The sequence below is a fragment of the Porphyromonas canoris genome, assembly GCF_000765975.1.
GTDB classification, from domain to species: Bacteria; Bacteroidota; Bacteroidia; order Bacteroidales; family Porphyromonadaceae; genus Porphyromonas_A; species Porphyromonas_A canoris.
This window is the reverse complement of the sequence record NZ_JQZX01000009.1, coordinates 337,739-364,214: the sequence shown is the minus strand read 5'-3', so window position 1 is coordinate 364,214 and position 26,476 is coordinate 337,739. Positions and strand designations below refer to the sequence as shown.

The following is a 26,476-nucleotide window of genomic DNA, read 5'->3' as shown; positions in this document are numbered from 1 at the left end:
CAAGACTGAAGAGAATCAAACATTTTATCGAAAACCGCTATTTCCTCTCCCCAACTGCTCTCCCCTATATATATAAATAATGTATCCCCCGCCTCGGTCGCATTTCTCTCCAACCCTGAAGGTCATTTTTATATATTCCATACCGATGCCTCTACCCGGTTTTTACGGCTCTCTATTTTGATCGGAGGGGTCGTTTTCGGAGGGGTGCCGGATTTGTTAAATCAACCCGTTTTATTAACACAATTTTCGATACAGGTTCACCCAAAACGCTAAACGAGCATATTCTTTCGGCTTAACGTGTTTAATTTTTCAATGAACACGTTTACCGATTTCATTAAACACGTTTACCGGATTCGATTAACGTGTTTAGCCAAAATCATTAAAACGCTACATATCAGTGTTTTATCTGTTTTCACCTCAAAAAGCACCCGAAAAGCCGATTTTCTCTATTAGATTTTCTTCACAGAGCACCCTGTTAAAATTCACACCCATTAACGCGAAAAAGCCCCATCAAACGGACTAAGAAAATTTTTTCTCCGAAGATGAGATTTTGCCGTATCGCTTTCATTCAAAAGATCTTATCTTAAAACGACTTGACAAATTCGCCTCCTCCAAGCCGAAAATCGCCCCTTCTCCCCTCCGTTTTCCGCATGACGTTTTTATATAAAAAGACCGACGCGCTCCTCCAAAAGCACATCGGTCTTCTTCCTTGTTCCTAAAATAATTCTGCCGAACTAAACCAGCTGTTTCGAGTCTTGGATAAACTTNAAAGCACATCGGTCTTCTTCCTTGTTCCTAAAATAATTCTGCCGAACTAAACCAGCTGTTTCGAGTCTTGGATAAACTTTGCCAAGCCGGCGTGTAAAAACGACAGGCAAGACATTTATTCCGAGCAAAATGGATTTTAGTATCTTTACAAACTAAACAAAAAGAGACTTTCTATCATGAATCAAAAGCAACAGAGGCAAGAGATATGGAAAACTTCTTTTGGCTATATGATACCGACATTCGATGGCGATACCATTATTTCTCTTTCTGTTTCGGAGTATGTTCCCATTCGGATTAGAGAAAGAGTTATTTCTAAATCCGACTCTTCCATTCTGTCTTTAATTCATGAGTCTCCCATTCCAAACACAGAGGATTTACCCGGCACACCGTTCATGCATAAGGTTTGGAGCGCTCTTTTGGAGATACCATTTGGAGAGACTCGCAGCTACAGCGATATAGCTGAACGTGCAGGACATCCCAAAGCTGTGAGAGCAACGGGGACTGCCATAGGGCGCAATCCGATAGCTTTTCTCATACCATGCCATAGAGTCCTGGCTAAAGATGGTTCGATAGGAGGTTTTGCTTGGGGAGTCGGGATAAAAAGAAAAATTCTAAAGTGGGAAAAAGAAATGAGTAAACAGATCGAAAAATGAGCATATCCATATATCAATTACTTCCAAGAATTTGGGGCAATACATCTCAAGACAGAGAACCGAACGGAGATATCCGGACTAACGGATGCGGAAAATTCAATGATATTTCTGCCATTGACCTACAATCCATAAAAAAGCTCGGCATCACGCATATTTGGTACACCGGCATTTTGGAACATGCAACCCAAACATCTTATTCCGAATTCGGCATAGCAGAAGACAATCCGTGCATCGTAAAGGGAAAAGCAGGCTCTCCCTATGCCGTAAAAGACTATTATGATGTAGATCCCGACCTTGCAGAAAAAGTTCCTCAACGTATGCAAGAGTTTGAGTCTTTGGTATCCCGGACGCATGATGCCGGACTTAAAGTGATAATAGATTTTGTACCAAATCATGTCGCAAGGCAATATGTATCGGATGCGAAGCCGGAAAATTGTTCCGATTTTGGAGAAAAAGATGATACCGACTTAGCTTTCTCTCTTCAAAACAACTTTTACTACATTCCGGGGCAGCCACTGTCTTTACAACATATATCGAGAGAAAACGGCTCTTCTTATTCTGAATTTCCGGCAAAGGCAACGGGGAATGATTGTTTTGTAAATGCGCCATCTTCCGGAGATTGGTACGAGACAGTAAAGTTGAACTATGGTGTAGACTATGCCAACGGAAGGTGTTCACACTTCTCTCCGATCCCGGATACATGGAGCAAGATGCTGGAAATCCTTCTTTTCTGGAGTAGTAAAGGGGTAGATGGTTTCAGGTGCGATATGGCAGAAATGGTGCCTTTGGAGTTTTGGAAATGGTGTATAGAGAGAGTAAAATCAAGGTATCCCAATACTGTTTTTATCGCGGAAATCTATTCCGAAAACAGGTATGAAGAGTTTATTCAAGAGGGAGGATTCGACTACCTATACGACAAAGTGGGATTATACGACTGTCTTATATCCATCCTCAAAAAGAGAGCAAGCACATCTGCAATAAAGGATATTGTCTCTCGTCAGCATAGCATATCTTCTCACCTGCTACGATTTATGGAAAATCATGACGAGCAGCGGCTTGCTTCCGATTTCATATCAAGCTGTGGAGAGAATGCTTTCCCTGCAATGGTTGTAAGCACACTGGTGGACAACTCTGCAGTAATGACGTATTTTGCTCAAGAGTTGGGAGAGAAAGGTATGGATGCAGAGGGTTTCAGCGGACAGGATGGTCGCACCACGATATTCGACTATTGGAGTCTCCCTAAACTCCAGAAATGGAAAGCTGACAGAGATGGTGAAGATCAGAATACAGACAAGATATTGAGAGAGAAGTATAAGATCCTTCTCAATGCGAAGACGGATAGAAAGGTTTTCAGCTCTCCTCATTACTATGATTTGAATCATATTTTGCCTCTTCCGGCGCAAGAGAAAAACGAAGTGGCTCTATTCTTGAGATGGGATCAGTCCAATCCCCAAAAGATAGCCATTGTAGCGGCAAACTTTTCCCATTCTCCTATAAGCACAAAGTACGAAATACCTAAGGATGCACTGGATATGATGGGGCTTCAAAACCGGTCAATCTGGAGCGTAGAAATGCTGCTTAGCGGTAAGAAAACAACTTATTCCATATCTGAATCCATATACCTGCCTTTACAATTGCAACCTTATGAGGCAAATATCATTGTGATGTCTCGCATTATGGATAAAAACTAACTATCTTTGTAAGGATATAGAATAGAGTTAATAACAAACAGACGAAATAATAGAAAAACATATGAGCACTCCGGAACATACAGAAGCTCCATTGATGCTATATAATACCCTTATAAGAGATAAAGAACGCTTTGTGCCATCTCACTTTCCACACGTTGGAATGTACGTTTGCGGTCCGACCGTTTATGGCGATGCGCATCTCGGACATGCGAGACCGGCTGTTACTTTCGACCTCCTGTTTCGTTATCTGAAGCATATCGGCTATAAGGTGAGGTATGTCCGTAATATTACGGATGTGGGTCATTTGGAGCATGATGCCGATGAGGGAGAAGACAAAATAGCGAAGAAGGCACGATTGGAACAGATAGAACCGATGGAGGTTGTGCAATACTATCTCACCCAATACCATAGAGTAATGGATGCTTTGAATGTTCTTCCTCCAAGTATAGAGCCTTTGGCAAGTGGGCATATTATGGAGCAGATAGACCTTACTCAGGAGATCTTGAACAACGGATTTGCTTATGAGAGTGAAGGTTCTATCTATTTCGATGTAGAGAAATATCATAAGACTTACAAATATGGAGTTCTGTCTCGACGTAACATCGAGGATATGATGTCTAATACTCGTGAACTGGACGGGCAGGGAGAGAAAAGACAGAGTATAGATTTCGCTCTCTGGAAAAAGGCTCAACCGGAACACATCATGAGATGGAAAGCTCCATGGAGTATCGGATTCCCCGGATGGCATTGCGAATGTACCGCTATGGGACGCAAATATCTGGGTGAAACTTTCGATATACATGGGGGTGGAATGGACTTGATATTCCCTCACCATGAGTGTGAGATAGCCCAAGCTGTTGCTGCACAAGGCAAGCCGATGGTTCGCTACTGGGTACACAATAATATGGTTACCATAAATGGGCAGAAAATGGGCAAAAGTCTTGGCAACTTCATTACTCTTGAGCAGTTTTTTGCTGGTTCTCACGAGCTGCTTGAACAGCCATACGATGCAATGACCATTCGTTTCTTCATGCTGCAAGCCCATTACAGAAGCACTGTGGACTTTAGCAATGAAGCCCTTCAAGCCTCCTCGAAAGGATTGGAACGCCTGTTGGACGCTTATCTTGCTTTGGAGTCTCTTAAAGCAATAAGCAGTAAGAGTGTGGATCTTCCCAGCTATAAAGAGCTTTGTTATGAGGCTCTTAACGATGACTTGAACAGTCCGGTCGTCATCGCTCACCTGTTTGATGCAACAAAGATGATCAATACAGCAAAAGCAGAGCCCGGCAAATCTTTAACCGCAGAGCAGATAGAGTCTCTCAAAGAGTTGTTTGACACTTTCCTCTTTGATATTCTTGGAATGAAGAAGCCGGGAAGTGAGGTTTCAAAGGCACATACAGATGCTTTTGCCGGAGCTATGGAACTTTTGCTCCAAATACGGGCAAAAGCGAAGTCTGAAAAGGACTGGGCAACTTCCGATAAGATACGAGACGAGCTGGCTAAGCTGGGATTTGAGATCAAGGATACTAAAGACGGGGCAGAATGGAAGCTCCCCGGAATGTAGCAGATACAGATGAACAATATTACGTCTTCGGAATTTGATATCCGTCGTTCAGCCGGTCCGATGGGAAGAGACGATGCAGACCATGCGTTGAGACCTCTTTCTTTTGAAGGCTTTAAGGGACAGGATAATGTGGTTGAGAATCTGAAGGTCTTTGTCATGGCGGCAAAGATGCGCAACGAGGCTCTTGACCATGTTTTGTTGCACGGGCCTCCCGGATTGGGAAAGACAACACTTTCCCAGATTATCGCCAACGAACTTGGTGTAGGTTTCAAAGTAACATCAGGTCCGGTACTCGATAAACCCGGAGATTTGGCAGGTGTGCTTACCTCCTTGGAGGCTCACGATGTCCTGTTTATTGATGAAATACATCGGCTCTCCCCTATCGTTGAGGAGTATTTGTACTCCGCCATGGAAGATTACCGGATAGATATCATGATAGACAAAGGTCCCGGAGCACGGAGTATTCAGATAGACCTTAATCCGTTCACTCTCATTGGTGCTACTACAAGGAGCGGACTTCTAACGGCTCCTCTAAGAGCAAGATTCGGGATCAATATGCACTTGGAGTATTATGACACCAATACTCTTTGTGGTATAGTGGAAAGGAGTGCCAACATCCTTGATGTGCCTTGCGATCATGAAGCTGCAATAGAGATAGCATCCCGTAGCAGGTGTACTCCGCGTATTGCCAACGCTTTGCTGCGTAGGGTAAGAGATTTTGCCCAAGTTCGTGGAACAGGAGCGATAGATAAAGAAATCGCTCACATTGCCCTTGAAGCTCTCAATATAGACAAGCACGGACTTGATCATATAGACCACAAAATACTTACATGTATTATGGATAAGTTTTCCGGTGGTCCTGTCGGACTTACCACGATTGCTACTGCAATAGGCGAAGATCCAGGAACGGTTGAAGAGGTGTACGAGCCTTTTCTCATAAAAGAAGGATTCCTAAAACGGACACCTCGTGGACGAGAAGTTACCAAAATGGCATACGGACACTTTGGTCGTATAGTCTCACCTAAAGAGATGCCCCTATTTAACGATTTATAGAAAGAACGATTCTATGAGCAGCCTCGGCATGAAGTCTTTGGTTAAGGATACCGTAATATATGGTATGACCAATATCATCGGGCGTTTTCTTAATTGGCTATTAGCTCCATTCTATATACGCGTCCTTTCCACTACGGCAGAATATGGTATGGTAACCAACTTGTACGCATGGATAAGCGTTATCTTGGTTGTTCTTACTTACGGCATGGAAACGGGGCTTTTCCGTTTCATGCAGACCTATCCGAAACAACAGGTAGTCTATGCAACTGCTTTTAAGAGTGTTTTTGGGACAACCATATTCTTCACTATTCTTTCTCTGATCTTTGTTCAAGACATTGCAGGAGTCTTGGGATACGCATCACACACAGACTTTATTGCGATTTTCTGTGTGATTGCAGCAATGGATGCTATTTTGTCTATCCCTTTTGCTTACCTGAGACAGCAGCACAGACCTAAGCTTTTTGCTTTCTACAAGCTGGCCTTTATAGCATTCAATATCTTTTTCAACCTGTTTTTCTTTTTGGCTTGTCCATATCTTTTGGAGCATAATCCGGGTCTTGTAGATTGGTTTTATCGTCCGGAATATGGGGTGGGATACATCTTTGTATCCAATCTCCTCTCCACATCATTGCAAACACTGCTGATGCTTCCTATACTTAGACCTGCGATAAAAGGTTTTGATAAGATACTTTGGAAGGGGATGATACATTACTGCTTCCCTTTGATGCTGTTAGGATTGGCAGGGAACTTTAATAAAATGGCCGGTCCTATCTTACTTCCCTATATGATAGAGGATAGAGACATTGCCATGACACAGCTGGGGATATACGGAGGATGTCTTAAAATATGTGTTGTCATGGTGATGTTTATTCAAGCTTTTCGCTTCGCTTACGACCCTTTTGTCTTCTCAAAGATGAAGAAGAAAGACGAGTATGGAGCTTACAGAGTAGCTATGAACTTTTTCGTACTATTCACTTCTTGTATTTTTCTGGGGGTTACTTTCTATATTGATGTATTCAAGCATATCGTTACACCTCAATACTACGAAGGGCTTAGAATTGTTCCTCTTGTTCTTTTAGGTGAACTCTTCTTCGGAGTCTACTACAATCTCTCCATTTGGTATAAGCTTAGCGATAAAACATACTTTGGGGCTATATTCTCTTTTATCGGACTTATCGTAACTGTTGGTATTATAGTCTTGTTTACTCCAATGTATGGATATATGGCTTGTGCTTGGGCATCATTGGCTTGTAATACATTGATGATGATTCTTTCCTATCTGATAGGACGAAAAGTTTACAGGATAGAGTATGACGTAAAAAAGCTACTCATTATCGGCTTAGTCTGTACCGCCATCTATCTCATAGGTTTCTCTTTCCCGGGTGAAACCAATAATATCTTCGTTCTGTCTGTAAGGACTATTCTCTTATTAGCCTATGCTGCAATAGGTTTAACTCTCGAATATAAACAAGTTCAAAAAGTCTTATAACAGCTATTGACATGAACACTGAAAAGCAATCATTTATCCAATATATACGCTCATATTTTGATATAAAAGGAGAAAGAGAGAATGAATACGAAACCATAGAGTCTCTCAAAAATGATGTAGACTTTAAGGGCACAAAAATGTGGATTCTAATCTGTGCTATTTTCATAGCTTCATTGGGGCTTAACACCAACTCTACCGCTGTGATTATAGGAGCCATGCTTATTTCTCCTTTGATGGGGCCGATAGTCGGTTTAGGATTAGGATTAGGTATTTCCGATTTTGATCTTCTTAGAAGAAGTGTTAGAAACTTCCTCATGGCGACTATTTTTGGGATTCTTACCTCTACGATTTTCTTTTTTATTTCTCCCATTTCTTCTGTTCAAAGCGAACTTCTTGCTAGGACACAACCCAATATCTATGATGTTTTGATAGCTTTTGTGGGAGGTATGGCAGGTCTAATAGCAGGTGCAACAAAGTCAAAAGGGAATGTTATCCCCGGTGTTGCCATTGCGACAGCTCTCATGCCACCACTCTGTACTGCCGGATATGGTATTGGTACAGGCCAGCTGAACTTCTTTTTCGGAGCATTTTATCTCTATATCATAAATACCGTTTTCATCGGTCTTGCCACTTTTTTGGGGGTAAGGATTATGAACTATCCTCGCAAAACATTTGTAGATAAGGCAAGAGAAACACGAGTAAACAGAATGGTTCTAAGCATCGTAATATGTACCATTGTTCCGAGTGTGGTTTTAGGATACCAACTGATTCAGCGAAACTATTATGAAGAGTCTCAAGTGAAGTTTATAAAAAATGAATTTCAGTTTGATGGCACTTATCTTCTAAGCTATGAAACTTCTAAAAAGAAAGATGGGAATGTTCTTTCTGTATCTCTCCTGGGGAATGAGCTTTCGGAACAAACCATTGCAGAACTTCGTGATAAACTGAGCGAGTATGGACTTCGTAATACAACTCTCGTCGTGCGTCAAGGATTTGGTAAAGCTGATATGGCAGGCCTCAAGAGTAGTATCATAGATGACGTAAAGCAAGATAACTCTTCTGTAATAAAATATCAACAACTTAGAATAGACTCTTTAGAATATCAACTTGCTTCTGCAGAGCAGTTGGCTAAAGATATTGATCAAATATCACGAGATCTCCGAACACTTTATCCGGAAGTTACCAGGGCAACATTCGGTAAAATGTATCATATCAGCTTGGACTCCTTAAAAAGATCTCAAATAGTAAGAATAGGTCTCTATACAAATGGCAACAAAATTTCTGATGAGAATAGACAAAGACTAAAAAGCTGGCTCAATGAAAGATTGCCCGGAGCAGAAATAGAGATCTCATCTAAAGAATAACAAACGTAAAAACTATTTTCTAACTACTTAATACTAACTCAGCATGAAAAGAACATTTCTTCTCTTAGCGGCTCTATTCCTTTTAGCTCCTGCTGCAAAAGCAGACAAGGGTATGTGGATTCTGAAAGAGCTGAACAAAGAGAATCAAGACAGAATGCGTCAGCTTGGTTTTACCATGGCATTCAACAAGCTTTACAACGAAAGCGCTCCTGCGCTACACAATTCGGTTGTAATATTCGGTCGTGGATGTACCGGTATTACTGTATCTAATCAGGGGCTAATATTTACAAACCATCACTGTGGGTACTCTTCCATTCAGCAGCTCAGCTCGGTAGAACATGATTATCTTCGGGATGGATTTGTTTCTCATGCCCTAAATCAAGAACTTCCTGTTCCGGGTCTTACAGTCCAGTATCTTAGAGGAACAGAAGATATTACTGACAAGATCTTGAAAGCTGTTGAAGGCATCACAGATGAGATGGCTCGTATCAAAGCTATTCAGGCGGAAATTGCAAAGATTGAAAAGGAGGTAGAAAAGGAGCCAAACACTACGGCAAAAGTATATCCTTTCTACAACAACAATAAGTACTATCTCATATCATACGACGTTTTCAAGGATGTTCGTATGGTATTTGCTCCACCTTCTTCAATCGGTAAGTTTGGAGGTGATACAGACAACTGGATGTGGCCTCGCCATACGGGAGACTTCTCGGTCTTCAGAGTGTATGCTGATGCCAATAATCGCCCTGCAGCATATAACGCCAACAACAAACCTTTCAAGCCAAAAGCATTTGCAAAGATCTCTTTGTCCGGTGTTAGCGAAAAAGATTATGCCATGACTATTGGCTTTCCGGGAAGAACCAACAGATATCTCAGCTCTTGGGGAGTAGAAAATCTTATTAAGAATGAAAATACTCCGAGAATAGAAGTTCGTGGTTTGAAACAGGATGTTTGGAAAAGCTTCATGGAAAAAGAACAAGCTATCCGTATTCAATACTCAGATAAGTACGCACTCAGTTCAAACTATTGGAAAAACTCTATCGGTATGAATAAAGGACTTCGTCGTCTTAATGTCATAACTGAAAAACAAAAGATAGAAAAAGACTTTGCTCGCTTTGCAGCATCTACTCCTGAACGCAAAGCAAAATATGGATTCGTTTTGGATAGCCTTCGCATTCCTATTGAGAAGATGGGAGAATACACCAGAAATCTACAATATATAAGCGAAGCATACAGTGGTTTTGAAGTGGTTAGATTCGCTATCAAACCGGAAGCTGCTCGCAAGGCCAATCTTGATGCTATGTATAAAGATTTCTCTCCAAAAGTGGCGAAAGCAACGCTGCCTGTCATGCTTAGAGTCGTGAAAGAGAATGTCGCTCCTGAATATCTGCCAAGTATCTACAAAACCATAGATGCAGACTTTGGAGGAGATTTGGATAAGTATACAGCTTTCATCTATGGTAACTCTGTCTTTGTGAGCAAAGAACGTTTCCAACAAGCACTTGCCAATCCGGAGTTTAATGATGAAGCCTACGAAAAAGATCCGTTAGTAGCTCTTCGTACAAGCTTTATAGATGAGATGCATAAACTTTCTGATATGATGGCACCTTATAGAGGATCTCTTCTTAAAGGGGAAAGACTATTCTTTGCCGGATTGAGAGAAAAGGATCCTAAGAAAGCTCTGCCGTCTGATGCCAACTTTACCATGAGAATGAGCTATGGTAGTGTATCCGGATACAAACCTTATGATGCAGGATGGTACGACTACTACACGACATCAGCAGGGATCTTTGAAAAACAAGACCCTTCCGTATCCGAGTTTAGAGTGCAACCTGAAATCTTGGATCTTCTTTCAAAGAAAGGCTTCGGACGCTATGCAGATAAGAAAGGCAATCTCCGACTATGCTTCTTGTCTGATAATGATATAACCGGTGGTAATTCAGGTAGCCCTGTCTTCAATAAGAATGGAGACCTTATCGGTCTTGCTTTTGACGGCAACTGGGAAGCAATGAGTGGGGATATTGAGTTTGAAGCCAATATGCAACGTACTATATCTGTTGATATCCGCTATGTTATGTGGGTAATAGACATGTGGGGCAAGAGTAAATATCTTGTGGATGAAGTCTCTTTTGTGAAATAAAGCATATAAGATTCGTTATCTAAAGACATCTGTCATCTCTCGGATGGCAGATGTCTTTTCTTTATGAATGATCTTCGGATTGATAAATGATATTTCTCAGCACTTCGTTAGAAGAATGCAACTGGAATAGCTTTTATTGAAACTATCTACTTTTGTAATAGAATCTTAGCAAAGTATTCATCTTTTCTTGGGTCTTAATGTGAATAAAATGCCTAAATTTGGTAAGTAACTGAAATAAAACAATCAAAATCTATGAATACAAACACCCAAATCATATTAGCTATTTTCAGTGGTAAAGACAGGCCGGGAGTTACAGCAGGATTTACTTCTATTTTGGCAAGTCATGAAGCCACAATCCTTGATATTGGTCAAGCAGATATTCACAGTCATCTTAGTTTAGGGATAATGTTTCTTACCGAAGAGCATCGTTCCGGAGATATACTGAAAGACCTTCTGTTCAAAGCTAATGAGATGAATATTCATGTCAACTTTACCCCCGTGAAAATTGAAGACTACAATCACTGGGTTGGCATGCAAGGCAAAAACCGATATATCATCACCATCCTGGCAAAAAGAATTACAGCGGACATGGTAGCTAAGATTACGGATGCTATCGCGCTACAAGGCATGAACATAGATAATATAAAGCGTCTAACAGGTCGTATCCCTCTTGAAGAGAAAGAACGAGTACCGAAAGCTAGTATAGAAATCTCTGTGAGAGGAACACCTAAAGATCTTGGAGTTCTTCAAAAAGAGTTTATGGATATCTCCGCAAGCCTTGGTATAGATGTATCTTTCCAACAAGAGAGTATGTTCCGAAGAATGCGTCGTCTGATCTGCTTCGATATGGACTCCACTCTGATAGAAACTGAAGTAATAGATGAACTTGCGGATCGTGCCGGTGTTGGCGAAGAAGTCCGAGCAATCACAGAGTCTGCCATGCGTGGCGAGATAGATTTCAACGAAAGTTTTATCCGCAGAGTAGCTCTCTTGAAAGGTCTTGATGTCTCGGTCATGGCGGATATTGCAGAAAATCTGCCTATCACGGAAGGAGTGGACAGAGTGATGAAAATACTAAAGAAGGTGGGATTTAAGATTGCAATACTCTCCGGAGGATTTACCTACTTCGGCCAGTATCTTGCCAATAAATATCAGATAGATTATGTCTATGCGAACGAACTTGAAATAAAAGATGGTAAGCTCACAGGTAGACATCTTGGAGACATTATTGACGGAAAGAGAAAAGCCGAACTGATGAAGCTTATAGCTCAAGTGGAAAAGGTAGATATCCGACAAACTGTGGCAGTGGGAGATGGTGCTAACGATCTTCCGATGATTGCAACAGCCGGTCTCGGTATTGCATTTCATGCTAAACCAAAAGTAAAAGCGACTGCCAAACAGTCCATCTCTACCGTAGGATTGGATGGCATTCTCTACTTCTTGGGTTATAAAGATTCTATCATTGACGAAGCAGAATTTATGTAAACATTCATAGATAAACAGTACAGATATGGCTCTGAAACACTATGTCCTCTTTGGATTTCAAACCGAAATATCAGAGGAAAAGAAACGACAAATACTGATAGATATTCAGAAAGACTTTCATAATCTACCTGAACAAATAGCGGAATTACAAGATCTTCGGATAGAAGTCAACGTCAATCCGAGTGAACAATACGATTTCATCTTAATTGCTACAGTGGCGGACCTTAATGCTCTCTCCATCTATGCAAAACATGAAGCTCATCAAATCTTGGTACAGAAGTATATCAAGCCCTACTGCTCCCTTCGAGCCTGTGTAGATACACAAGAATAAATAGAAAACACAAAAAGAAAACGTTCTCTTGCAACATATCACAAGAGAACGTTTTTTGTTATTGCCCCAGGAAAATTTCTCTTTCTTATTCGCCTGCGACACTATTTGCTTTACGAAGAGCCTTGTCGGCCTCCCAACCAAGAGCACTTGCACCAAGTACAGCCGCATCACTCTCTTTAAGCTCTGACGTTAAAAGCTTTGTCTTTCCTTTATATATCTGAAGCATATTAAGCTCCATGTGCCGCTTTATAGGATCCATAAGTAGATCTCCCGCCTTAGTAAGACCACCAAAGAGAATAATCGCTTCAGGTGAAGAAAATGCCACAAAGTCTGCAAATGCCTCTCCAAGAATTGCTCCGGTAGCTTCAAAGATTTCGAGAGAAAGTTTATCTCCTTTCATTGCTGCGTCATATACATCTTTAGAGGTAATATCTTCGATATTGAGCTCTCTTAACAGAGAGTCTTCTTTACGAATTTCAAGATATTCACGAGCAGTTCTTGCAACTCCCGTTGCCGATGTATATGTTTCCAAACAACCTTTGCGTCCACAGCCACAAATACGACCATTACGTCTGATAATGGTATGCCCCAATTCTCCTGCAAAACCATCGTGCCCGTATACAAGTGTTCCATTCACGACAATACCGCTGCCCACACCGGTCCCCAATGTAATCACAATAAAGTTTTTCATTCCACGAGCAACACCATAAGTCATCTCTCCAATGGCTGCTGCATTGGCATCATTGGTTAGGGCTACCGGTATTCCCATCTTTTCAGAGATTATATCAGCAAGCATAATGCGCCCTTTCCACGGAAGATTGGGTGCAAAATCTATAGAGCCGGTAAAGAAGTTTCCATTAGGAGCTCCTATACCTATACCTTTAATCATATCTTTACCTCCAACTTGGTCTATCAAGAGTTGCATTCCTGTTGTTAAGTCTCGGATATAATCATTGATATCCAAATGTGTGGCAGTTTTTATGGAGCCATTTAGCACAATATTACCTCTTGCATCTACTATTCCATAAACGGTGTTGGTGCCACCTATATCAACACCAAGCACGTAAGGCTTTATAACATCTTGTTTTACCATATTCTTTTGTGTTTTAGGTATAGTTTTATAATTCTTTGTGGATCATTCTAGAATCGGCTTGAGATTTAGGGAGGATTGTCATATCCGCGATATTGACGTGATCCGGTGCTGTGAGGATAAACAGAATACACTCCGCAATATCTTCAGCATAAAGAGGATCAAAACCGACATAAACTTTATCCGCCTTATCTTTATCTCCATCGAATCGTACTTGAGAAAACTCTGTATTAACGGCTCCCGGAGCTATGGAAGACACTTTAATATGATAAGGGACCAATTCTTGGCGCATCGCTCTGGTAATAGCCTCTACTCCAAACTTGGTTGCACAATACACCGCGGCACCGGTATAAGCATCTTTCCCGGCAACAGAAGAGAGATTGATTATGTGTCCCGTTCTCTTTTTCTTCATGGCAGAAACGATCGGCTTTGATACGTAAAGAAGCCCCTTTACATTTGTATCTATCATTCTCTCCCAATGATCTATAGAACCTTCATCTACTGTGGAAAGCCCGGCTGCAAGACCTGCATTATTGATCAGGATGTCTATATCTTCCAACTTAAACTCCTTGTTTGAAGAGAGTTTTTCCTCTACATCTTTCTGATTTCGGACATCTAAACTCAACGTAATACATCGAGAAGATGTTTCGGACTCTATTGTCTGCTTCAACTCTTGCAGACGCTCATCTCTTCTTCCGGCCGCAATGATGGTGCACTCCGGTATTCTTTGAGCCAACAATATGCAGGTAGCTCTTCCGATTCCTGATGTTGCTCCCGTTACAAGTATTGTAGGTTTGTTCATATTTAGATTACAAATAAATTGAGTACTATGGTTGTAAAGATAATAAATTTATGCGTCGGGAGTCAGGCTGTTAGGCATCGTTCCGATTACCTTATTACTTGTTACGACAGCATTGTATTCTTTGAGATAATTCGGTGTCCAGTAGGCAAGATCTACAAAAGAACCGCTATCCCAACACTTAAGCGCAGTAGAAGCCATGTTTGAGGCATGAAGCTTAACGGAGTCTACATAAACTGCTTTTTCTGCAAATAAGTTATTGAACAGTGGTCTGATCTTTTCTGCTCCGTCTCCTCCATAGAAGATCATCGAAGCTTCTTTCACCAATCTTTGAAATCGGTTGATATCCTCTTCTTTGTCCATCACGAAGCTTTGAGAAGTACCATCTTCATCTTCTCGATAGAGAGCCGAATAGATCTCCATACGTCTGGCATCCAGCATCGGAGTAATAGCATAGCCGGAGGGCAACTCCGAACATTTGGAACGAATGCTCTCCTCCAAAATCTTAAGGGAAGAGATCGCGATGAGAGGCACGTTCAAACTAAATGCAAGACCTTTAGCCAAAGAAGCAGATATACGCAATCCGGTATATGACCCCGGACCATCTCCAACAGCAATGGCACTTAATTGCTTGCCCTTAGGGATCAGGGCGATAAGTTCATTTGCAAAAGCGGAGAGATTGGCATTGTGCCCGCCCTCTGCTGCTTCCCTGCTTACCACGACATCTTTTCCGCACAACAAAGCCATCGAACACTCCTTGGCGGCAGATTCTATACATAATATATATGGTATCATCCGTTTTTCTTACTACTCTTCTTAGAAGATTTTTTCTTTGAGCCTTCTTCCACCAGTTCCAGACAAGCTTCAAGAGAAAGCTCTTCGGGCTTATATCCCTTAGGTATCTTATAGTTTTTCTTGGAGTACTCTATGTAAGGACCGTATCTGCCGTTTAAGATGAGCAACTCTCCTTGAGGAGTATCAAAAGAGGCTATTCTTTTATTCTTCTCGGACTCTATCTTCTGCTCGATGAGAGCCACAGCCTCTTCCATTGTTATGGTGTACAGATCCATGTCTTTCGGGATGGAAACAAACAGCTTATCCCACCGGACATAAGGGCCGAATCTGCCGTTGTTTGCTTGTACTTCTTTCTCGTTCCACTCACCAAGAGTGCGAGGAAGTCTGAACAGCTCCAGTGCTTCTTCCAAAGATATTGTCTCAATAGACAGAGAAGAAGGTATCGAAGTGAATGTCGGCTTTTCCCCTTCAGGCTGAGCATCACCCAGCTGCAACAGAGGGCCAAATCTTCCGATCTTAGCATAGATCGGTCTGCCTGTTTTAGGATCATCTCCTATGTAACGCTCACCTACTCTGCGTTCCGTCTTAGCCTCCATAACCTCCACCACATTGGGATGGAATATCGAGTAAAACTGTTCTATGACGCCTATCCACGGCTTCTCTCCTTCGGCGATGGCGTCAAACTCCTGTTCGACATTTGCCGTAAAGTCGTAAGAGAGAATCTTAGGGAAAGCCTCCACAAGGAAGTCGTTCACCACTATTCCTATATCCGTAGGGACAAGCTTGCCCTTATCTGCTCCGTAGGACTCCTGCTTGGTCTTGGCGGATATTTTATTGCCTTTCAGAGTGAGCACGCAGTACTCTCTCTCTACACCCGGTATGGTACGCTTATCCACGTACTCTCTCTTTTGGATGGTCTGAATGGTTGGGGCATAGGTACTTGGTCTTCCTATACCCAACTCCTCCAGCTTCTTCACCAGAGCCGCTTCGGAATATCTTGCCGGACGTTGTGTAAACTTCTGGGTTGCTTCCACGGAGGTTGCCGAGAGTGCATCGCCGACACTCATCGCCGGGAGCAGAGCATCTGTCTCTTCCCTATCGGCGGATGTGCCGTTATCGTCATCTGTTCCTGCGAGATATACCTTCAGGAATCCATCGAATCTCACCTGTTCTCCACGTATATAGAAAAGGTATGGAGACGCTGTCTTCACCGCCACTACGGTACGTTCAAGCTCTGCATCCTTCATCTGCGTGGCCATTGTCCGTTTTCGTATAAGGTCGTAGAGCTTCTTTTCCGCACTTGTTCCGGAGATGGTATCGTGTTCTATGTTTGTAGGTCTGATGGCTTCGTGTGCCTCTTGTGCTCCTTTTGTTTTGGTCGTAAAGTTTCTCTTCTTGACATAGCTCTTGCCATAGAGCTTTTCGATGGTCTCTGCCGTTGTTGCGATGGCAAAAGAAGAGAGATTCACCGAGTCCGTACGCATATAGGTGATATGACCATTCTCGTACAGACTTTGTGCCACGACCATTGTCTGAGTAACGGAAAATCCGAGCAGACGAGAAGCTTCCTGCTGCAATGTGGAGGTCGTAAAGGGGGGAGGCGGTGTCCGTTTGCCCGGTTTCACCTGAATATCGCTCACCACGTAGCTCGATCCGATCAGATCACTCAGCACCGCTTCCGCCTGTTCGGGCTGCGACGGTCTGTGCTCCATTACTGCTTTCACGCTTTGCCCCGATGCGTTTTTCAGCTCTGCCACTATTCGGAATCCGCTCTCCGGCTTGAATGCCTGAATCTCGCGCTCTCTTTCGACAAGGATTCTCACGGCGGCACTCTGCACACGTCCTGCGCTGAGAGCCGGACGCACCTTATGCCACAGGATCGGAGAGAGTTCAAAGCCGACGATTCGGTCCAACACCCGTCTTGCCTGCTGGGCATCCACACGGTCATAATCTATATCTCTTGGCGACTCCAAGGCTTCAAGAATAGCCTTTCGCGTGATTTCGTGGAAAGCGATTCGCTTCGTCTGTTTGTCCTTCAGCCCCAATATCTGATACAGATGCCAGGCGATGGCTTCTCCCTCGCGGTCTTCATCGGAAGCGAGCCAGACCGTTTCTGCCTCCTGCACGGCTTTTTGCAGCTCCTTCACCACTTTGACCTTATCCTCCGACACCTCGTATTGCGGAGCGAACCGATGCTCAATATCTATCCCCAGTCCTTTCTTCTTCAGGTCTCTGACGTGTCCGTAGCTGGACATCACCTTATAATCTTCTCCCAGTATTTTACTTATAGTCTTCGACTTTGCGGGCGACTCCACTATCACCAGGTTTCTTGCCATAGAATTGATCCTTACTTAATATCTGTTTTTCGTCCAAAAGAAAACGCAACGAGAGGCTGCAAAAAGCCCTTCGAGTTGGCAAAATTAAACATAATCTACTCACGAGCAAAATCTTCGCCCGCCCTGAGGAATATCAGGCTCGGTCCTTTTCCTCTCCGAAAGATTCGCTTATCGCTCTCCCACTCTCCCAGCTCCTTTCTTGCCGACCGCTTCGACATCCTCGTCATCACCGCATACTGCTGCAGCGAGATGCAGGAATGTCTCTCCAGAAAACCGAGCAACATCTCCAGCCGCTCCTCCTTACCCGCCGTCGGATCCGCATACTTCTGCCCCTTTGTGCGCACCAGCCGGCACCGGTTGTTGGCTCTCCGGAGCAGCTCCTTGTCCGCCCTGAAGTTCAGCCCGGCTATCTCGATGCTCGCCGCATTGGGCATGCTGCCGCTTTGTCGCCGAAGCTCTGCGCCCTTCTTCAAGCCGAGCTTTGCCGAAAACGACCCCAATCCGTCTATCTTGACAGAATAACCATCGGCGATCCGCCCCGCGAGAGCATCCGCCACAGAGAGCATCAAACCCTCCACTTCGCCCACCGAAAACGTCGATCTCTTGGCGATCTCCTCCGCCAAATCTCGCAGCGAGTATTGGTGTTCGACCACCATTTTCGGGACCTTTCTCCTTGCTCCCTCTCCCAAAAGTCCGGGATTTTCTCTCATCACATACTTAGCCATAGTAAAGGAGTGATTTGGTACAGATAAAAAAATGAGTGAATATAAATTCTGTTACAACCGATCCGAAGTCAAGAAACAACCGACCCGAAGTCAAGAAATAACCGACCCAAAGTCAAGAAATAACCGACCCAAAGTCAAGAAACAACCGACCCGAAGTCAAGAAACAACCGACCCGAAGTCAAGAAATAACCGACCCGAAGTCAAGAAATAACCGACCCGAAGTCAAGAAACAACCGACCCGAAGTCAAGAAATAACCGACCCGAAGTCAAGAAACAACCGACCCGAAGTCAAGAAATAACCGACCCAAAGTCAAGAAATAACCGACCCGAAGTCAAGAAATAACCGATCTAAAGTTAATAAATAATTTACATAAAATTGATTTCTTACCAACCAATTCTATATTTCTCGCCGTGAAATATTCGTTTCTCGCCGTGAAATATAGAATTGATCAATAATAACAGAACTATTACTCATTATCTTTCAAACTTTTACTCAATAACTTTCAAGTTAATATTCAGGTGCTTTTAAGTCAATCCTCAATAGCTTCTAAGATTATCCTTAATAACTTCCAAGATTATCCTTAATAACTTCCAAAATTATCCTTAATAACTTCCAAAATTATCCTTAATAGCTTCCAAGATTATCCTTAATAACTTCCAAGATTATCCTTAATAACTTCCAAGATTATCCTCAAGAGCTTTCAAGGAAATCCTCTACTACATCCCAAGCAATCTTCCGCTACTTCGCAAGCAATCCTTTACTACTTCCCTGATAATCCTCCGCCACTTCCCCGATAATCCTCCGCCACTTTTCCGATAATCCTCCGCCACTTTTCCGATAATCCTTTACTGCTTTCCCGACAATCTTCTGATACATCCCAAGCAATCCTTTAGATTTTTTTCTGTGCCTACACGCAAGTTTTTTTCGTACGTACGCAAGTTTTCTCCCTCTTATCCACGAAAAAAAATTCCATGCACATAGACTTCTCTATGCGCATGGAATTTTCATGGTTGGCGGAAGGTGTTTCGGATGCTTCCGCAAGGATGTTCTGGTGAGTGAAGGCGACGGAGCAATAGGATCCACAGAAGATTGCTCACGCGAATTGGGACTCCTCCCCCCCTATTTCGTGGTCATGATGTCGAGCACGACCTTGTCCACCTGCTGCATCGCATCGGCACCGATGAGGGTGAGGTTACGGATGGTTTTGTCCACGTCATTGTCGATGATGCCTTCGGTGGAGGTTACCACTCGCTGCTCTATTGCCATCATCGCAGCCAGCATGGCGGACGATACTCCGGTGGCTACCTTGAGGGCGCATCCGGGCTTGGCTCCGTCGCACATCATACCGGTGATGTTGGCTATCATGTTTTTGATGGCATACCCGATCTGCTCTTTGGTGCCTCCCATGAGGTAGGTGATGCCGCAGGCGGATCCGGTGGCTGCCACGACGCATCCGCAAAGGGCGGAGAGCCTGCCGAGAGACTGCTTGATGTAGATGACCATGAGGCTGCTGAGCATGATGGCTCTCGCCATCTGTTCTTCAGAGGCTCCGATCTCTTTGGCGTAGCTGTAGACGGGGAGCGAGGAGGCTATACCTTGGTTGCCGCTGCCGCTGTTGCTCATGACGGGGATGGGCATGCCACCCATGCGGCCGTCGCAGGCATTCGCGGTCATGGAGAGTACCCGGGTGTAGACGGTGTCGCCCATGAGGTGGTGCGCCTGTGGGGAGGTCAGCATCTTGCCGATGCCGTGCCCGAAGTCGCCCTGTGAGGACTCCTCGGATGCTTTCTTGTTCATCTCGGCGGCTCCTATGATGTAGCGGATCTCTTCGAGGGGCGCTTCCATGGCGTAGCGGTAGACGAGGTCGTAGTCGAGCATGATGTGTCCGTCTGTCTCTTCTTCTCTCCCGCCGGAGGTCTCTTCGGAAGATCGGGAGAGGAGCGTCTCGCCGTTTCTGGTGAGTTTTATGATGTTGGTATGGAGATGCTCCACCACGGCGGAAGCTGTTCCGCTCGGCGTGGTGATGACGGTCTCGATGTAGAGCTTGTCCACGGGCTCTTGTTTCAGCCCGATTTTAATGGATATGTTATCAAGGAGCTGCTTGCCTTTTTCGACCAGCTCCGGAGAGATGCCGCCAAGGATGTTGAGCCCCATGGAAGAGTCTCTTATTATGGCTCCGAGCGCAATGGCAATGGGAAGACCTATCATGCCCGTGCCGGGAATGCCCACTCCCATCGCATTCTTGAGGACATTCGTGCTGAGATAAACGTCTATCTGCGTGGGGGCATCGTCCAACAGCTCTGCCGCAGCAGCGGTGGTGAAGGCTACGGCAATGGGTTCCGTACAGCCCGTTGCCGGCACTATCTCACTCTGTATGAGAGCATCTATCTCTTTTCTTGTCTCTGCTTTCATAAATAGTAATAGCTTCGTTTAAGAAAAAATATACCCACCTTCTTCCGAAAAAGAGATGGGTATATCTTTCTGATGGTATATCATATAATGTATAAATACAAGCGCGGTTATCTTGTGTAGTCTGCCCACTTGACATTCTTCATGCTGCCGGTCTTTGCAAACTGTTCGTGGAAGGCAAATGCGGCACTCAGGCACTGAGGTGTGTGTCCCTTTACGCCCAGCTGCAGATACTCGCGCAAAACGGGACGATAGTCCGGATGCACACAATTTTCGATGATCGCTTCCGCTCTTTCTCTCGGTGCTTTCCCTCTAAGATCGGCAACGCCATACTCGGAAATAATGATGTTCACCGAGTGCTCGGAGTGATCCAGGTGAGAAACCATCGGAACGAACGCGCTGATGTCTCCGTCCTTTGCCGTAGATGGTGTGGTAAAGATGGAAAGATATGCGGAACGGGTAAAGTCTCCCGACCCTCCGATACCGTTCATCATCTTTGTGCCCAGAACGTGAGTGGAGTTTACGTTACCGAAAATATCCGCTTCGAGAGCGGTATTGATGGTGATGAGTCCTAAACGACGAACGATTTCGGGATTGTTGGAAATCTCCTGCGGACGCAGAACAATCTTGTCCTTGAAGAAGTCGAGATTGGCATAGATCTCCTGTATCACATCGCGGGAAACGGTAAGAGAACATCCGCTCGCATACGTTACGCGCCCTTTCTTCATAAGGCTGATCACGGAGTCTTGAATCACTTCGGTGTAGACCTCGAAGTTTGGAACATCGGGGTTGTCTCCCAAAGCTCCAAGCACGGCATTGGCTACATTACCCACACCGCTCTGAAGAGGTAGGAAACTCTTAGGCATACGACCCTCGCGCATCTCTTTCACAAGGAAGTCTGCAACATTCTTTCCTATGGCTCTTGTTACATCGTCAAGGGGAGCAAAGCCTCCTTCGTCATTCGGCTCGGATGTCTTGACCACTGCAACGATCTTTTCCGGATCTACCTTTATGGTGGTCGTTCCTATCCTGTCTCTTACATTGTATATAGGTATCTCTTTGCGAACGGGAGGGTCTGCCGGCTCATAAAGGTCGTGCAAGCCGCGAATCTCTTTCGGGTGTTTGTCGTTGAGCTCCACGATGATCTTGTCTGCCAAACGACAGATGGTAGGAAGGATTCCCACCGCAGAAGTCGGCACGATCTCCCCTTCTTCCGTTACATCGCAGGCTTCCACAATGGCAACATTAACCTTTCCCAGATAACCATAACGAAGATATTGAGGGAGCATTGAAAGGTGCATATCGACGTAAGATGTGCCGTTGCTGTTGAGTAGATTGCGAAGATCCTTATTGCTTTGGTAAGGAGTTCTGAACTTTATCGCATTTGCTCGTGCCAACTCTCCATCCATTCGGTCGCCCGATGACGCTCCGGTAAACATTCCTATGCGGAAAGGACGTCCTTCTTCATGCTCTTTTCTTGCACGATCCGCTATTGCTTTAGTAACAACCTTGGGACAACCGGCTGCAGTAAATCCGCTAAAACCAATGTTGTCGTTGTCTTTTACCAATACCGCAGCCTCTTCTGCGGTCATGAATTTCAATGCCATAAGCTAATTTAATAATTGATATATGGTTATGTCTATGTATTATTCTTCTACTCTATGAGGATCCGTCTCTCCTCTCTTAGTCTTTCTGTGGTTTTGTTGAGCTAAAATCTGCGCTTCAACAACTCGGAAAAGATTATGGCTCTTCTCCACTCCTCGATGTTGTCAGGAATATAATCCTCTATCTCCGATTGGGTATGAAGGCTCTCCGGTCTCTTCTCTTCCTCCGGCTCGAATCTGTACTCTGCCTGAAAAGTTTTCCCTTCTGCCTCCGCCTTGAAGTCATACTTTTGCCGGATCGAGTGAGTCGGAATCACATCCAAAGGGGGTTGCTGAAAGATCTCTTTCGTATCGCTTCCAAAATCAAGACTTGGCTTTACACTCTTTTCTTTAAGCTTGAAAAGCTCATCAGACAAGCCCTTTACGCTCTTTTGACCGAAGAAATTCCAGTCAAAGACATTGTCCGTCCCAATCTCTTCTTCCTGTGCTTTCTCTTTCTGTTTAGAAATTTGCTTCACAAAGAATCCGATCAGCCCGAAGATTGTAGCCAGCATTATAAAAGCACCCATACCTTATTATCTTATAGGAGTTTATTCGTACATTTGCCCCCAAATGTATGAATTGTTTTATCCCCTCGCAAATAATTCTATTTATTTCCCTACAAAGATAAAGAAAAAAGGGCTCAAACCTCACGGTCTAAGCCCTTCATGTAATTAACCAAAACCTTAACTATGAAAAATCTTATGCGTTTGCTTGCAAAGGTAATAATAATATTTTGATCCAACAAATACTTTGAATATTTTTATTTCGCAAATAGAGATAAGACAAAAAATTTAATTTCATCCCATGATTAATACAAAAAACAAAGACTATAAAAATTCAAACAACGTAAAATTATTATACATAGAAACCTATGGATGCCAGATGAACATCGCAGACAGTGAGGTTGTGGCATCTATTATGGAGACAGACGGATATGGTTTAACAGAGAACATGGACGAAGCAGATGCCATATTCATCAACACTTGTTCGGTCAGAGAAAATGCCGAAACCAAAGTATTGAACAAATTGGAGCAGCTACACCACATGAGAAAGAAGTCCGGGAGGAAAGTTGTACTTGGTGTGCTTGGATGTATGGCAGAGCGTGTCAAGGAAGATCTCATCAATAATCATAACGCAGATCTCGTAGTAGGTCCTGACTCTTATATGGATCTCCCGAACCTTGTCGGTGCTGCGGAGAAAGGAGAGAAAGCAATAAACGTAGAGCTTTCCACTCAAGAGACATACAAGGATGTAATCCCTCTGAAAATGAGCGGGCTTCACATCAGCGGATTTCTCTCTATCATGAGAGGGTGCAACAACTTCTGTACTTACTGCATCGTACCTTATACTCGCGGCAGAGAGCGAAGCAGATCTATCCAAAGCATACTGAATGAGATAGATCACATGAAAGAAAAAGGATATAGAGAGGTTACTCTTTTGGGACAGAATGTCAACTCTTATCTCTATACCACTCCGGAGGGAGAAGAGATCAACTTTGCGAAGTTGTTGGAATTGATCGCACTGCGAGCTCCCAATATGAGAATCCGATTTACCTCTCCCCATCCCAAAGACATGAGTGACGAGACACTGCTTGTCATGAGCAAGTACCATAATATATGTAAGCATATACACCTGCCGGCTCAGAGCGGGAGCAACAAGATCTTAAAGGTGATGAATAGAAACTATACCAGAGAATGGTATCTGGACAGAGTAAGTAAAATAAGATCCATAATGCCGGACTGTGGAATTTCTACAGATATGTTTTGTGGCTTCCATTCGGAGACAGAAGAAGACTTTCAAGAGACTCTCGACCTCATGAGAGAGGTAGGATACGACTCTGCTTTTATGTTCAAATACTCCGAAAGGCCAGGTACTTATGCAGCAAAAAGGCTTCCGGACGATGTCCCGGAAGAGGTGAAGTTGGATCGTCTTCAGAGAATGATCAATCTGCAAAACGAACTTTCCGAAAAAAGCAATAAGCAAGACATCGGAAAAGTTTTTGAAGTACTCATAGAGGGATTCTCAAAAAAGTCGAGAGATCAACTCTTCGGACGTACCCAACAAAACAAAGTGGTCGTATTCGATAAAGGCTCCTACCGGATAGGTCAGCTTGCCCAGGTACGCATAACAGAAGCAACATCCGCAACCCTGAAAGGTGAAGCCATAGAAGTTTAACACCAAATAAATTCCGTATGAAACACTCTTACATTCTTTGCTTTATAGTACTCCTACTCGCTTCCTGCTCTGCTCCCAGACAGGTTGCTCCCCCACCAACACCGCAAGGGACAAGAGGTATCAACTCCAAATATGACGCCTACATACAACGCTATGCGCCTTTAGCCTACAAGCATCAGCGTCAATACCGCATTCCGGCGAGCATAACTTTGGCACAAGGACTCTTGGAAAGCGGAGCCGGACAGTCTACATTGGCAAGGAAAGCCAATAATCATTTCGGTATCAAATGCCACAACTCCTGGAGAGGAGCCAAAACATTTCATACGGATGACAGACCCAACGAGTGTTTCAGAGCCTACAACTCTCCGGAAGAGTCCTTTGCAGACCATGCGGAGTTTCTAAAAAGAAAAAGGTATGCTCCCCTATTCCAGCTCGATGTCAGCGACTATAAAGGCTGGGCTAAAGGTCTGCAAAGAGCGGGATATGCCACGGATAAAGCGTATGCCAATAAGCTCATCAAGATTATAGAAGACTATCGGCTGTATCTTGTAGACCAAGGAAATGTGAGCAGATATTACGAATACAACAGACCTCAAAAGGAGATAGAGAGAGTCAATCCATATCTTCCGGAACAGAAGACAAGCAGACCTGTGGTTGAAGAAAAAACGAGAAATGCAAAAGGAGAACGTCAGCCCTATCTCAACGGCAATCTTCTCTACATCATTGCAGAAAGAGGAGACAACCTGGCTTTTATTGCTCAAGAGTATGAGATCTCCGAACAAAAGCTCTCCTCTTACAACGATTTTCCGGCGGGTTATCCACTTGCTGCCGGAGACATTGTGTATCTTCAACCGAAGCTTTCCAGAGCACAACCTCCGCATTTTGAACATATTGTATCCGTTGGAGAAAGCATCCATACCATTTCGCAAAGATATGGCATCAAGCTAAGCAGCTTATACAAGCTAAACAAGCTGAACGACGAATACCTGCCGACAGAAGGAGATATTCTGAAGCTGAGATAAGATCAGACAAAAGGCATTAGAGCATTACGAACGTGTAGATACTCTAATGCCTTTATGTCATTATCGCAGACAAAGAAATAGTCTATCCTGACATCTCTATACTCTATGGTAGAAGAATGCAAATAGAGATCCACTGCAGATAAGATATGGCGCTGCTTGCCGGAAGGTATAATCTCTTCAATCCCAAGAGCCGAAGGCAGACTGTTTCTCGACTTCACCTCTATAAAGACAAGCACATCCCCTTCCATTGCGATGATGTCTATCTCATACCGTCCGATCTTAACATTGGTATCGAGGATATTGAGTCCCATATCCGTCAAAGTATCTACCGCATACTTCTCTCCGATACTACCATATTGATTGTGCCTTGCCATTATCCGAAGTCTTATTCCGAAAGGCAAATGTAAATATAAAACGTATAAAATATGCAAGACAACTTACTTTCCGATGAGTTTTTTATGCGTGCGGCTCTGCGAGAAGCCACTGTCGCATACGAAGAGAATGAAGTTCCTATTGGAGCAGTGATAGTCTCCAACGGAAAGATCATTGCATCCGAACACAACAGAACGGAGCAGCTATGCGACGTAACGGCACATGCAGAGATTCTTGCCATCACTGCTGCCCAAATGCATTTAGGGGCAAAGTTTCTTACGGATTGTACTCTATACATTACCATAGAGCCTTGTGTCATGTGTGCCGGAGCCATCAAATGGGGCAGACTTGGCAGAGTGGTTTTTGGCGCTCCTGAGGCTAAATTCGGATTTCGTACTGTTTCAGATAAAATTCTTCACCCCAAAACGGAGCTTACGACAGGCGTTCTTGAGGAAGAGTGCGCCACTCTGATGAAAAGTTTTTTTGCCAAACGTCGGTAAGCGCATTGCTCTTATGGCTCTTTTGTTATCCGTTCTCTCTTTTTCGGAGACCGCTTTCTTTTCTCATC

22 protein-coding genes are annotated in these 26,476 nt (G+C 43.8%); 12 read left to right on the top strand and 10 right to left on the bottom strand.

What is annotated here, in order from left to right:
* The first annotated feature begins 944 nt into the window (after positions 1 to 944).
* The 9 genes from HQ29_RS09915 to HQ29_RS06350 all read left to right on the top strand — a co-directional run bounded on the left by HQ29_RS09915 (position 945) and on the right by HQ29_RS06350 (position 12,538).
* Positions 945 to 1,421, top strand: a complete 477-nt coding sequence (locus HQ29_RS09915) for a methylated-DNA--[protein]-cysteine S-methyltransferase (RefSeq protein ID WP_052089910.1) — start codon at positions 945 to 947, stop codon at positions 1,419 to 1,421.
* A complete protein-coding gene (locus HQ29_RS06385; RefSeq protein WP_052089909.1) occupies positions 1,418 to 3,112 on the top strand; it encodes an alpha-amylase family protein in 1,695 nt (564 codons plus the stop codon). Before HQ29_RS09915 ends, HQ29_RS06385 begins: the two co-directional genes overlap by 4 nt.
* 61 nt (positions 3,113 to 3,173) lie before the next feature.
* On the top strand, positions 3,174 to 4,676 hold the full coding sequence (gene cysS, locus HQ29_RS10285) for a cysteine--tRNA ligase (RefSeq protein WP_036868366.1): 1,503 nt from the start codon (positions 3,174 to 3,176) through the stop codon (positions 4,674 to 4,676).
* 18 nt (positions 4,677 to 4,694) lie between these two features.
* The gene (ruvB, locus tag HQ29_RS10280; RefSeq protein ID WP_394332366.1) at positions 4,695 to 5,729 is read left to right on the top strand and encodes a Holliday junction branch migration DNA helicase RuvB; all 1,035 of its coding nucleotides are present in this window, start codon (positions 4,695 to 4,697) and stop codon (positions 5,727 to 5,729) included.
* 13 nt (positions 5,730 to 5,742) lie between these two features.
* Entirely contained in the window at positions 5,743 to 7,218 is a 1,476-nt protein-coding gene (locus HQ29_RS06370; protein ID WP_036868364.1) for a polysaccharide biosynthesis C-terminal domain-containing protein, read from the top strand.
* Positions 7,219 to 7,229: 11 nt separating this feature from the next.
* Complete coding sequence (locus tag HQ29_RS06365; protein ID WP_036788997.1) at positions 7,230 to 8,582, top strand: TIGR00341 family protein; 1,353 nt, start codon at positions 7,230 to 7,232, stop codon at positions 8,580 to 8,582.
* A 43-nt stretch (positions 8,583 to 8,625) separates the two neighbouring features.
* The gene (locus tag HQ29_RS06360; RefSeq protein WP_036868361.1) at positions 8,626 to 10,722 is read left to right on the top strand and encodes a S46 family peptidase; all 2,097 of its coding nucleotides are present in this window, start codon (positions 8,626 to 8,628) and stop codon (positions 10,720 to 10,722) included.
* Between the two features lie 252 nt (positions 10,723 to 10,974).
* Positions 10,975 to 12,207 (top strand): phosphoserine phosphatase SerB, encoded by a 1,233-nt coding sequence (gene serB / locus HQ29_RS06355; RefSeq protein WP_036868359.1) that lies wholly within the window; start codon positions 10,975 to 10,977, stop codon positions 12,205 to 12,207.
* A gap of 25 nt (positions 12,208 to 12,232) precedes the next feature.
* Positions 12,233 to 12,538 (top strand): Dabb family protein, encoded by a 306-nt coding sequence (locus HQ29_RS06350; RefSeq protein ID WP_036868356.1) that lies wholly within the window; start codon positions 12,233 to 12,235, stop codon positions 12,536 to 12,538.
* Between the two features lie 85 nt (positions 12,539 to 12,623).
* Here HQ29_RS06350 and HQ29_RS06345 read toward each other — a convergent pair whose 3' ends face one another.
* From HQ29_RS06345 to HQ29_RS06310, 9 genes are all read right to left on the bottom strand, one after another.
* Positions 12,624 to 13,631 carry an ROK family protein gene (locus tag HQ29_RS06345; protein WP_036868353.1) on the bottom strand — a complete coding sequence of 336 codons (1,008 nt, stop codon included), beginning with the start codon at positions 13,629 to 13,631 and terminating at the stop codon, positions 12,624 to 12,626.
* Positions 13,632 to 13,656: 25 nt separating this feature from the next.
* Entirely contained in the window at positions 13,657 to 14,430 is a 774-nt protein-coding gene (locus tag HQ29_RS06340) for an SDR family NAD(P)-dependent oxidoreductase (RefSeq protein WP_036868351.1), read from the bottom strand.
* Positions 14,431 to 14,478: 48 nt separating this feature from the next.
* Positions 14,479 to 15,222, bottom strand: a complete 744-nt coding sequence (gene tsaB, locus HQ29_RS06335) for a tRNA (adenosine(37)-N6)-threonylcarbamoyltransferase complex dimerization subunit type 1 TsaB (protein ID WP_052089907.1) — start codon at positions 15,220 to 15,222, stop codon at positions 14,479 to 14,481.
* Complete coding sequence (gene topA, locus HQ29_RS06330; protein WP_036845096.1) at positions 15,219 to 17,558, bottom strand: type I DNA topoisomerase; 2,340 nt, start codon at positions 17,556 to 17,558, stop codon at positions 15,219 to 15,221. The genes tsaB and topA overlap by 4 nt, the downstream gene beginning before the upstream one ends.
* Positions 17,559 to 17,653: 95 nt before the next feature.
* The gene (locus HQ29_RS06325) at positions 17,654 to 18,283 is read right to left on the bottom strand and encodes an HU family DNA-binding protein (RefSeq protein ID WP_036845093.1); all 630 of its coding nucleotides are present in this window, start codon (positions 18,281 to 18,283) and stop codon (positions 17,654 to 17,656) included.
* A gap of 739 nt (positions 18,284 to 19,022) precedes the next feature.
* The gene (locus HQ29_RS10410) at positions 19,023 to 19,160 is read right to left on the bottom strand and encodes a hypothetical protein (RefSeq protein ID WP_161781563.1); all 138 of its coding nucleotides are present in this window, start codon (positions 19,158 to 19,160) and stop codon (positions 19,023 to 19,025) included.
* Positions 19,161 to 19,403: 243 nt separating this feature from the next.
* Positions 19,404 to 20,696: an L-cysteine desulfidase family protein gene (locus HQ29_RS06320; protein WP_036845089.1), complete on the bottom strand. Its 1,293-nt coding sequence runs from the start codon at positions 20,694 to 20,696 to the stop codon at positions 19,404 to 19,406.
* Positions 20,697 to 20,803: 107 nt separating this feature from the next.
* The gene (locus HQ29_RS06315; protein ID WP_036868349.1) at positions 20,804 to 22,300 is read right to left on the bottom strand and encodes an acetyl-CoA hydrolase/transferase family protein; all 1,497 of its coding nucleotides are present in this window, start codon (positions 22,298 to 22,300) and stop codon (positions 20,804 to 20,806) included.
* Between the two features lie 101 nt (positions 22,301 to 22,401).
* Complete coding sequence (locus HQ29_RS06310; RefSeq protein WP_036868348.1) at positions 22,402 to 22,866, bottom strand: hypothetical protein; 465 nt, start codon at positions 22,864 to 22,866, stop codon at positions 22,402 to 22,404.
* Positions 22,867 to 23,143: 277 nt separating this feature from the next.
* Here HQ29_RS06310 and miaB point away from each other — a divergent pair, with 277 nt between their 5' ends.
* Together miaB and HQ29_RS06300 are read left to right on the top strand one after the other, a co-directional pair.
* Positions 23,144 to 24,514: a tRNA (N6-isopentenyl adenosine(37)-C2)-methylthiotransferase MiaB gene (miaB, locus tag HQ29_RS06305; protein ID WP_036868346.1), complete on the top strand. Its 1,371-nt coding sequence runs from the start codon at positions 23,144 to 23,146 to the stop codon at positions 24,512 to 24,514.
* Positions 24,515 to 24,531: 17 nt separating this feature from the next.
* Positions 24,532 to 25,536: a glucosaminidase domain-containing protein gene (locus HQ29_RS06300; RefSeq protein ID WP_036868344.1), complete on the top strand. Its 1,005-nt coding sequence runs from the start codon at positions 24,532 to 24,534 to the stop codon at positions 25,534 to 25,536.
* 2 nt (positions 25,537 to 25,538) lie between these two features.
* Here the strand turns inward: HQ29_RS06300 and HQ29_RS06295 are convergent, their stop codons facing one another.
* On the bottom strand, positions 25,539 to 25,910 hold the full coding sequence (locus tag HQ29_RS06295; RefSeq protein WP_052089905.1) for a YraN family protein: 372 nt from the start codon (positions 25,908 to 25,910) through the stop codon (positions 25,539 to 25,541).
* Between the two features lie 51 nt (positions 25,911 to 25,961).
* Between HQ29_RS06295 and HQ29_RS06290 the strand changes: the two genes are divergently transcribed.
* The gene (locus tag HQ29_RS06290) at positions 25,962 to 26,408 is read left to right on the top strand and encodes a nucleoside deaminase (RefSeq protein WP_036868342.1); all 447 of its coding nucleotides are present in this window, start codon (positions 25,962 to 25,964) and stop codon (positions 26,406 to 26,408) included.
* The last annotated feature ends 68 nt before the right edge of the window (positions 26,409 to 26,476 follow it).

Bases quoted from the DNA above. Each gene is read 5' to 3' on its own strand.
- HQ29_RS09915 (WP_052089910.1), top strand. From the start codon at position 945: ATGAATCAAAAGCAACAGAGGCAAGAGATATGGAAAACTTCTTTTGGC.
- HQ29_RS06385 (WP_052089909.1), top strand. From the start codon at position 1,418: ATGAGCATATCCATATATCAATTACTTCCAAGAATTTGGGGCAATACA.
- cysS (WP_036868366.1), top strand. From the start codon at position 3,174: ATGAGCACTCCGGAACATACAGAAGCTCCATTGATGCTATATAATACC.
- HQ29_RS06370 (WP_036868364.1), top strand. From the start codon at position 5,743: ATGAGCAGCCTCGGCATGAAGTCTTTGGTTAAGGATACCGTAATATAT.
- HQ29_RS06365 (WP_036788997.1), top strand. From the start codon at position 7,230: ATGAACACTGAAAAGCAATCATTTATCCAATATATACGCTCATATTTT.
- HQ29_RS06360 (WP_036868361.1), top strand. From the start codon at position 8,626: ATGAAAAGAACATTTCTTCTCTTAGCGGCTCTATTCCTTTTAGCTCCT.
- serB (WP_036868359.1), top strand. From the start codon at position 10,975: ATGAATACAAACACCCAAATCATATTAGCTATTTTCAGTGGTAAAGAC.
- HQ29_RS06350 (WP_036868356.1), top strand. From the start codon at position 12,233: ATGGCTCTGAAACACTATGTCCTCTTTGGATTTCAAACCGAAATATCA.
- HQ29_RS06345 (WP_036868353.1), bottom strand. From the start codon at position 13,631: ATGGTAAAACAAGATGTTATAAAGCCTTACGTGCTTGGTGTTGATATA.
- HQ29_RS06340 (WP_036868351.1), bottom strand. From the start codon at position 14,430: ATGAACAAACCTACAATACTTGTAACGGGAGCAACATCAGGAATCGGA.
- tsaB (WP_052089907.1), bottom strand. From the start codon at position 15,222: ATGATACCATATATATTATGTATAGAATCTGCCGCCAAGGAGTGTTCG.
- topA (WP_036845096.1), bottom strand. From the start codon at position 17,558: ATGGCAAGAAACCTGGTGATAGTGGAGTCGCCCGCAAAGTCGAAGACT.
- HQ29_RS06325 (WP_036845093.1), bottom strand. From the start codon at position 18,283: ATGGCTAAGTATGTGATGAGAGAAAATCCCGGACTTTTGGGAGAGGGA.
- HQ29_RS10410 (WP_161781563.1), bottom strand. From the start codon at position 19,160: ATGTATCAGAAGATTGTCGGGAAAGCAGTAAAGGATTATCGGAAAAGT.
- HQ29_RS06320 (WP_036845089.1), bottom strand. From the start codon at position 20,696: ATGAAAGCAGAGACAAGAAAAGAGATAGATGCTCTCATACAGAGTGAG.
- HQ29_RS06315 (WP_036868349.1), bottom strand. From the start codon at position 22,300: ATGGCATTGAAATTCATGACCGCAGAAGAGGCTGCGGTATTGGTAAAA.
- HQ29_RS06310 (WP_036868348.1), bottom strand. From the start codon at position 22,866: ATGGGTGCTTTTATAATGCTGGCTACAATCTTCGGGCTGATCGGATTC.
- miaB (WP_036868346.1), top strand. From the start codon at position 23,144: ATGATTAATACAAAAAACAAAGACTATAAAAATTCAAACAACGTAAAA.
- HQ29_RS06300 (WP_036868344.1), top strand. From the start codon at position 24,532: ATGAAACACTCTTACATTCTTTGCTTTATAGTACTCCTACTCGCTTCC.
- HQ29_RS06295 (WP_052089905.1), bottom strand. From the start codon at position 25,910: ATGGCAAGGCACAATCAATATGGTAGTATCGGAGAGAAGTATGCGGTA.
- HQ29_RS06290 (WP_036868342.1), top strand. From the start codon at position 25,962: ATGCAAGACAACTTACTTTCCGATGAGTTTTTTATGCGTGCGGCTCTG.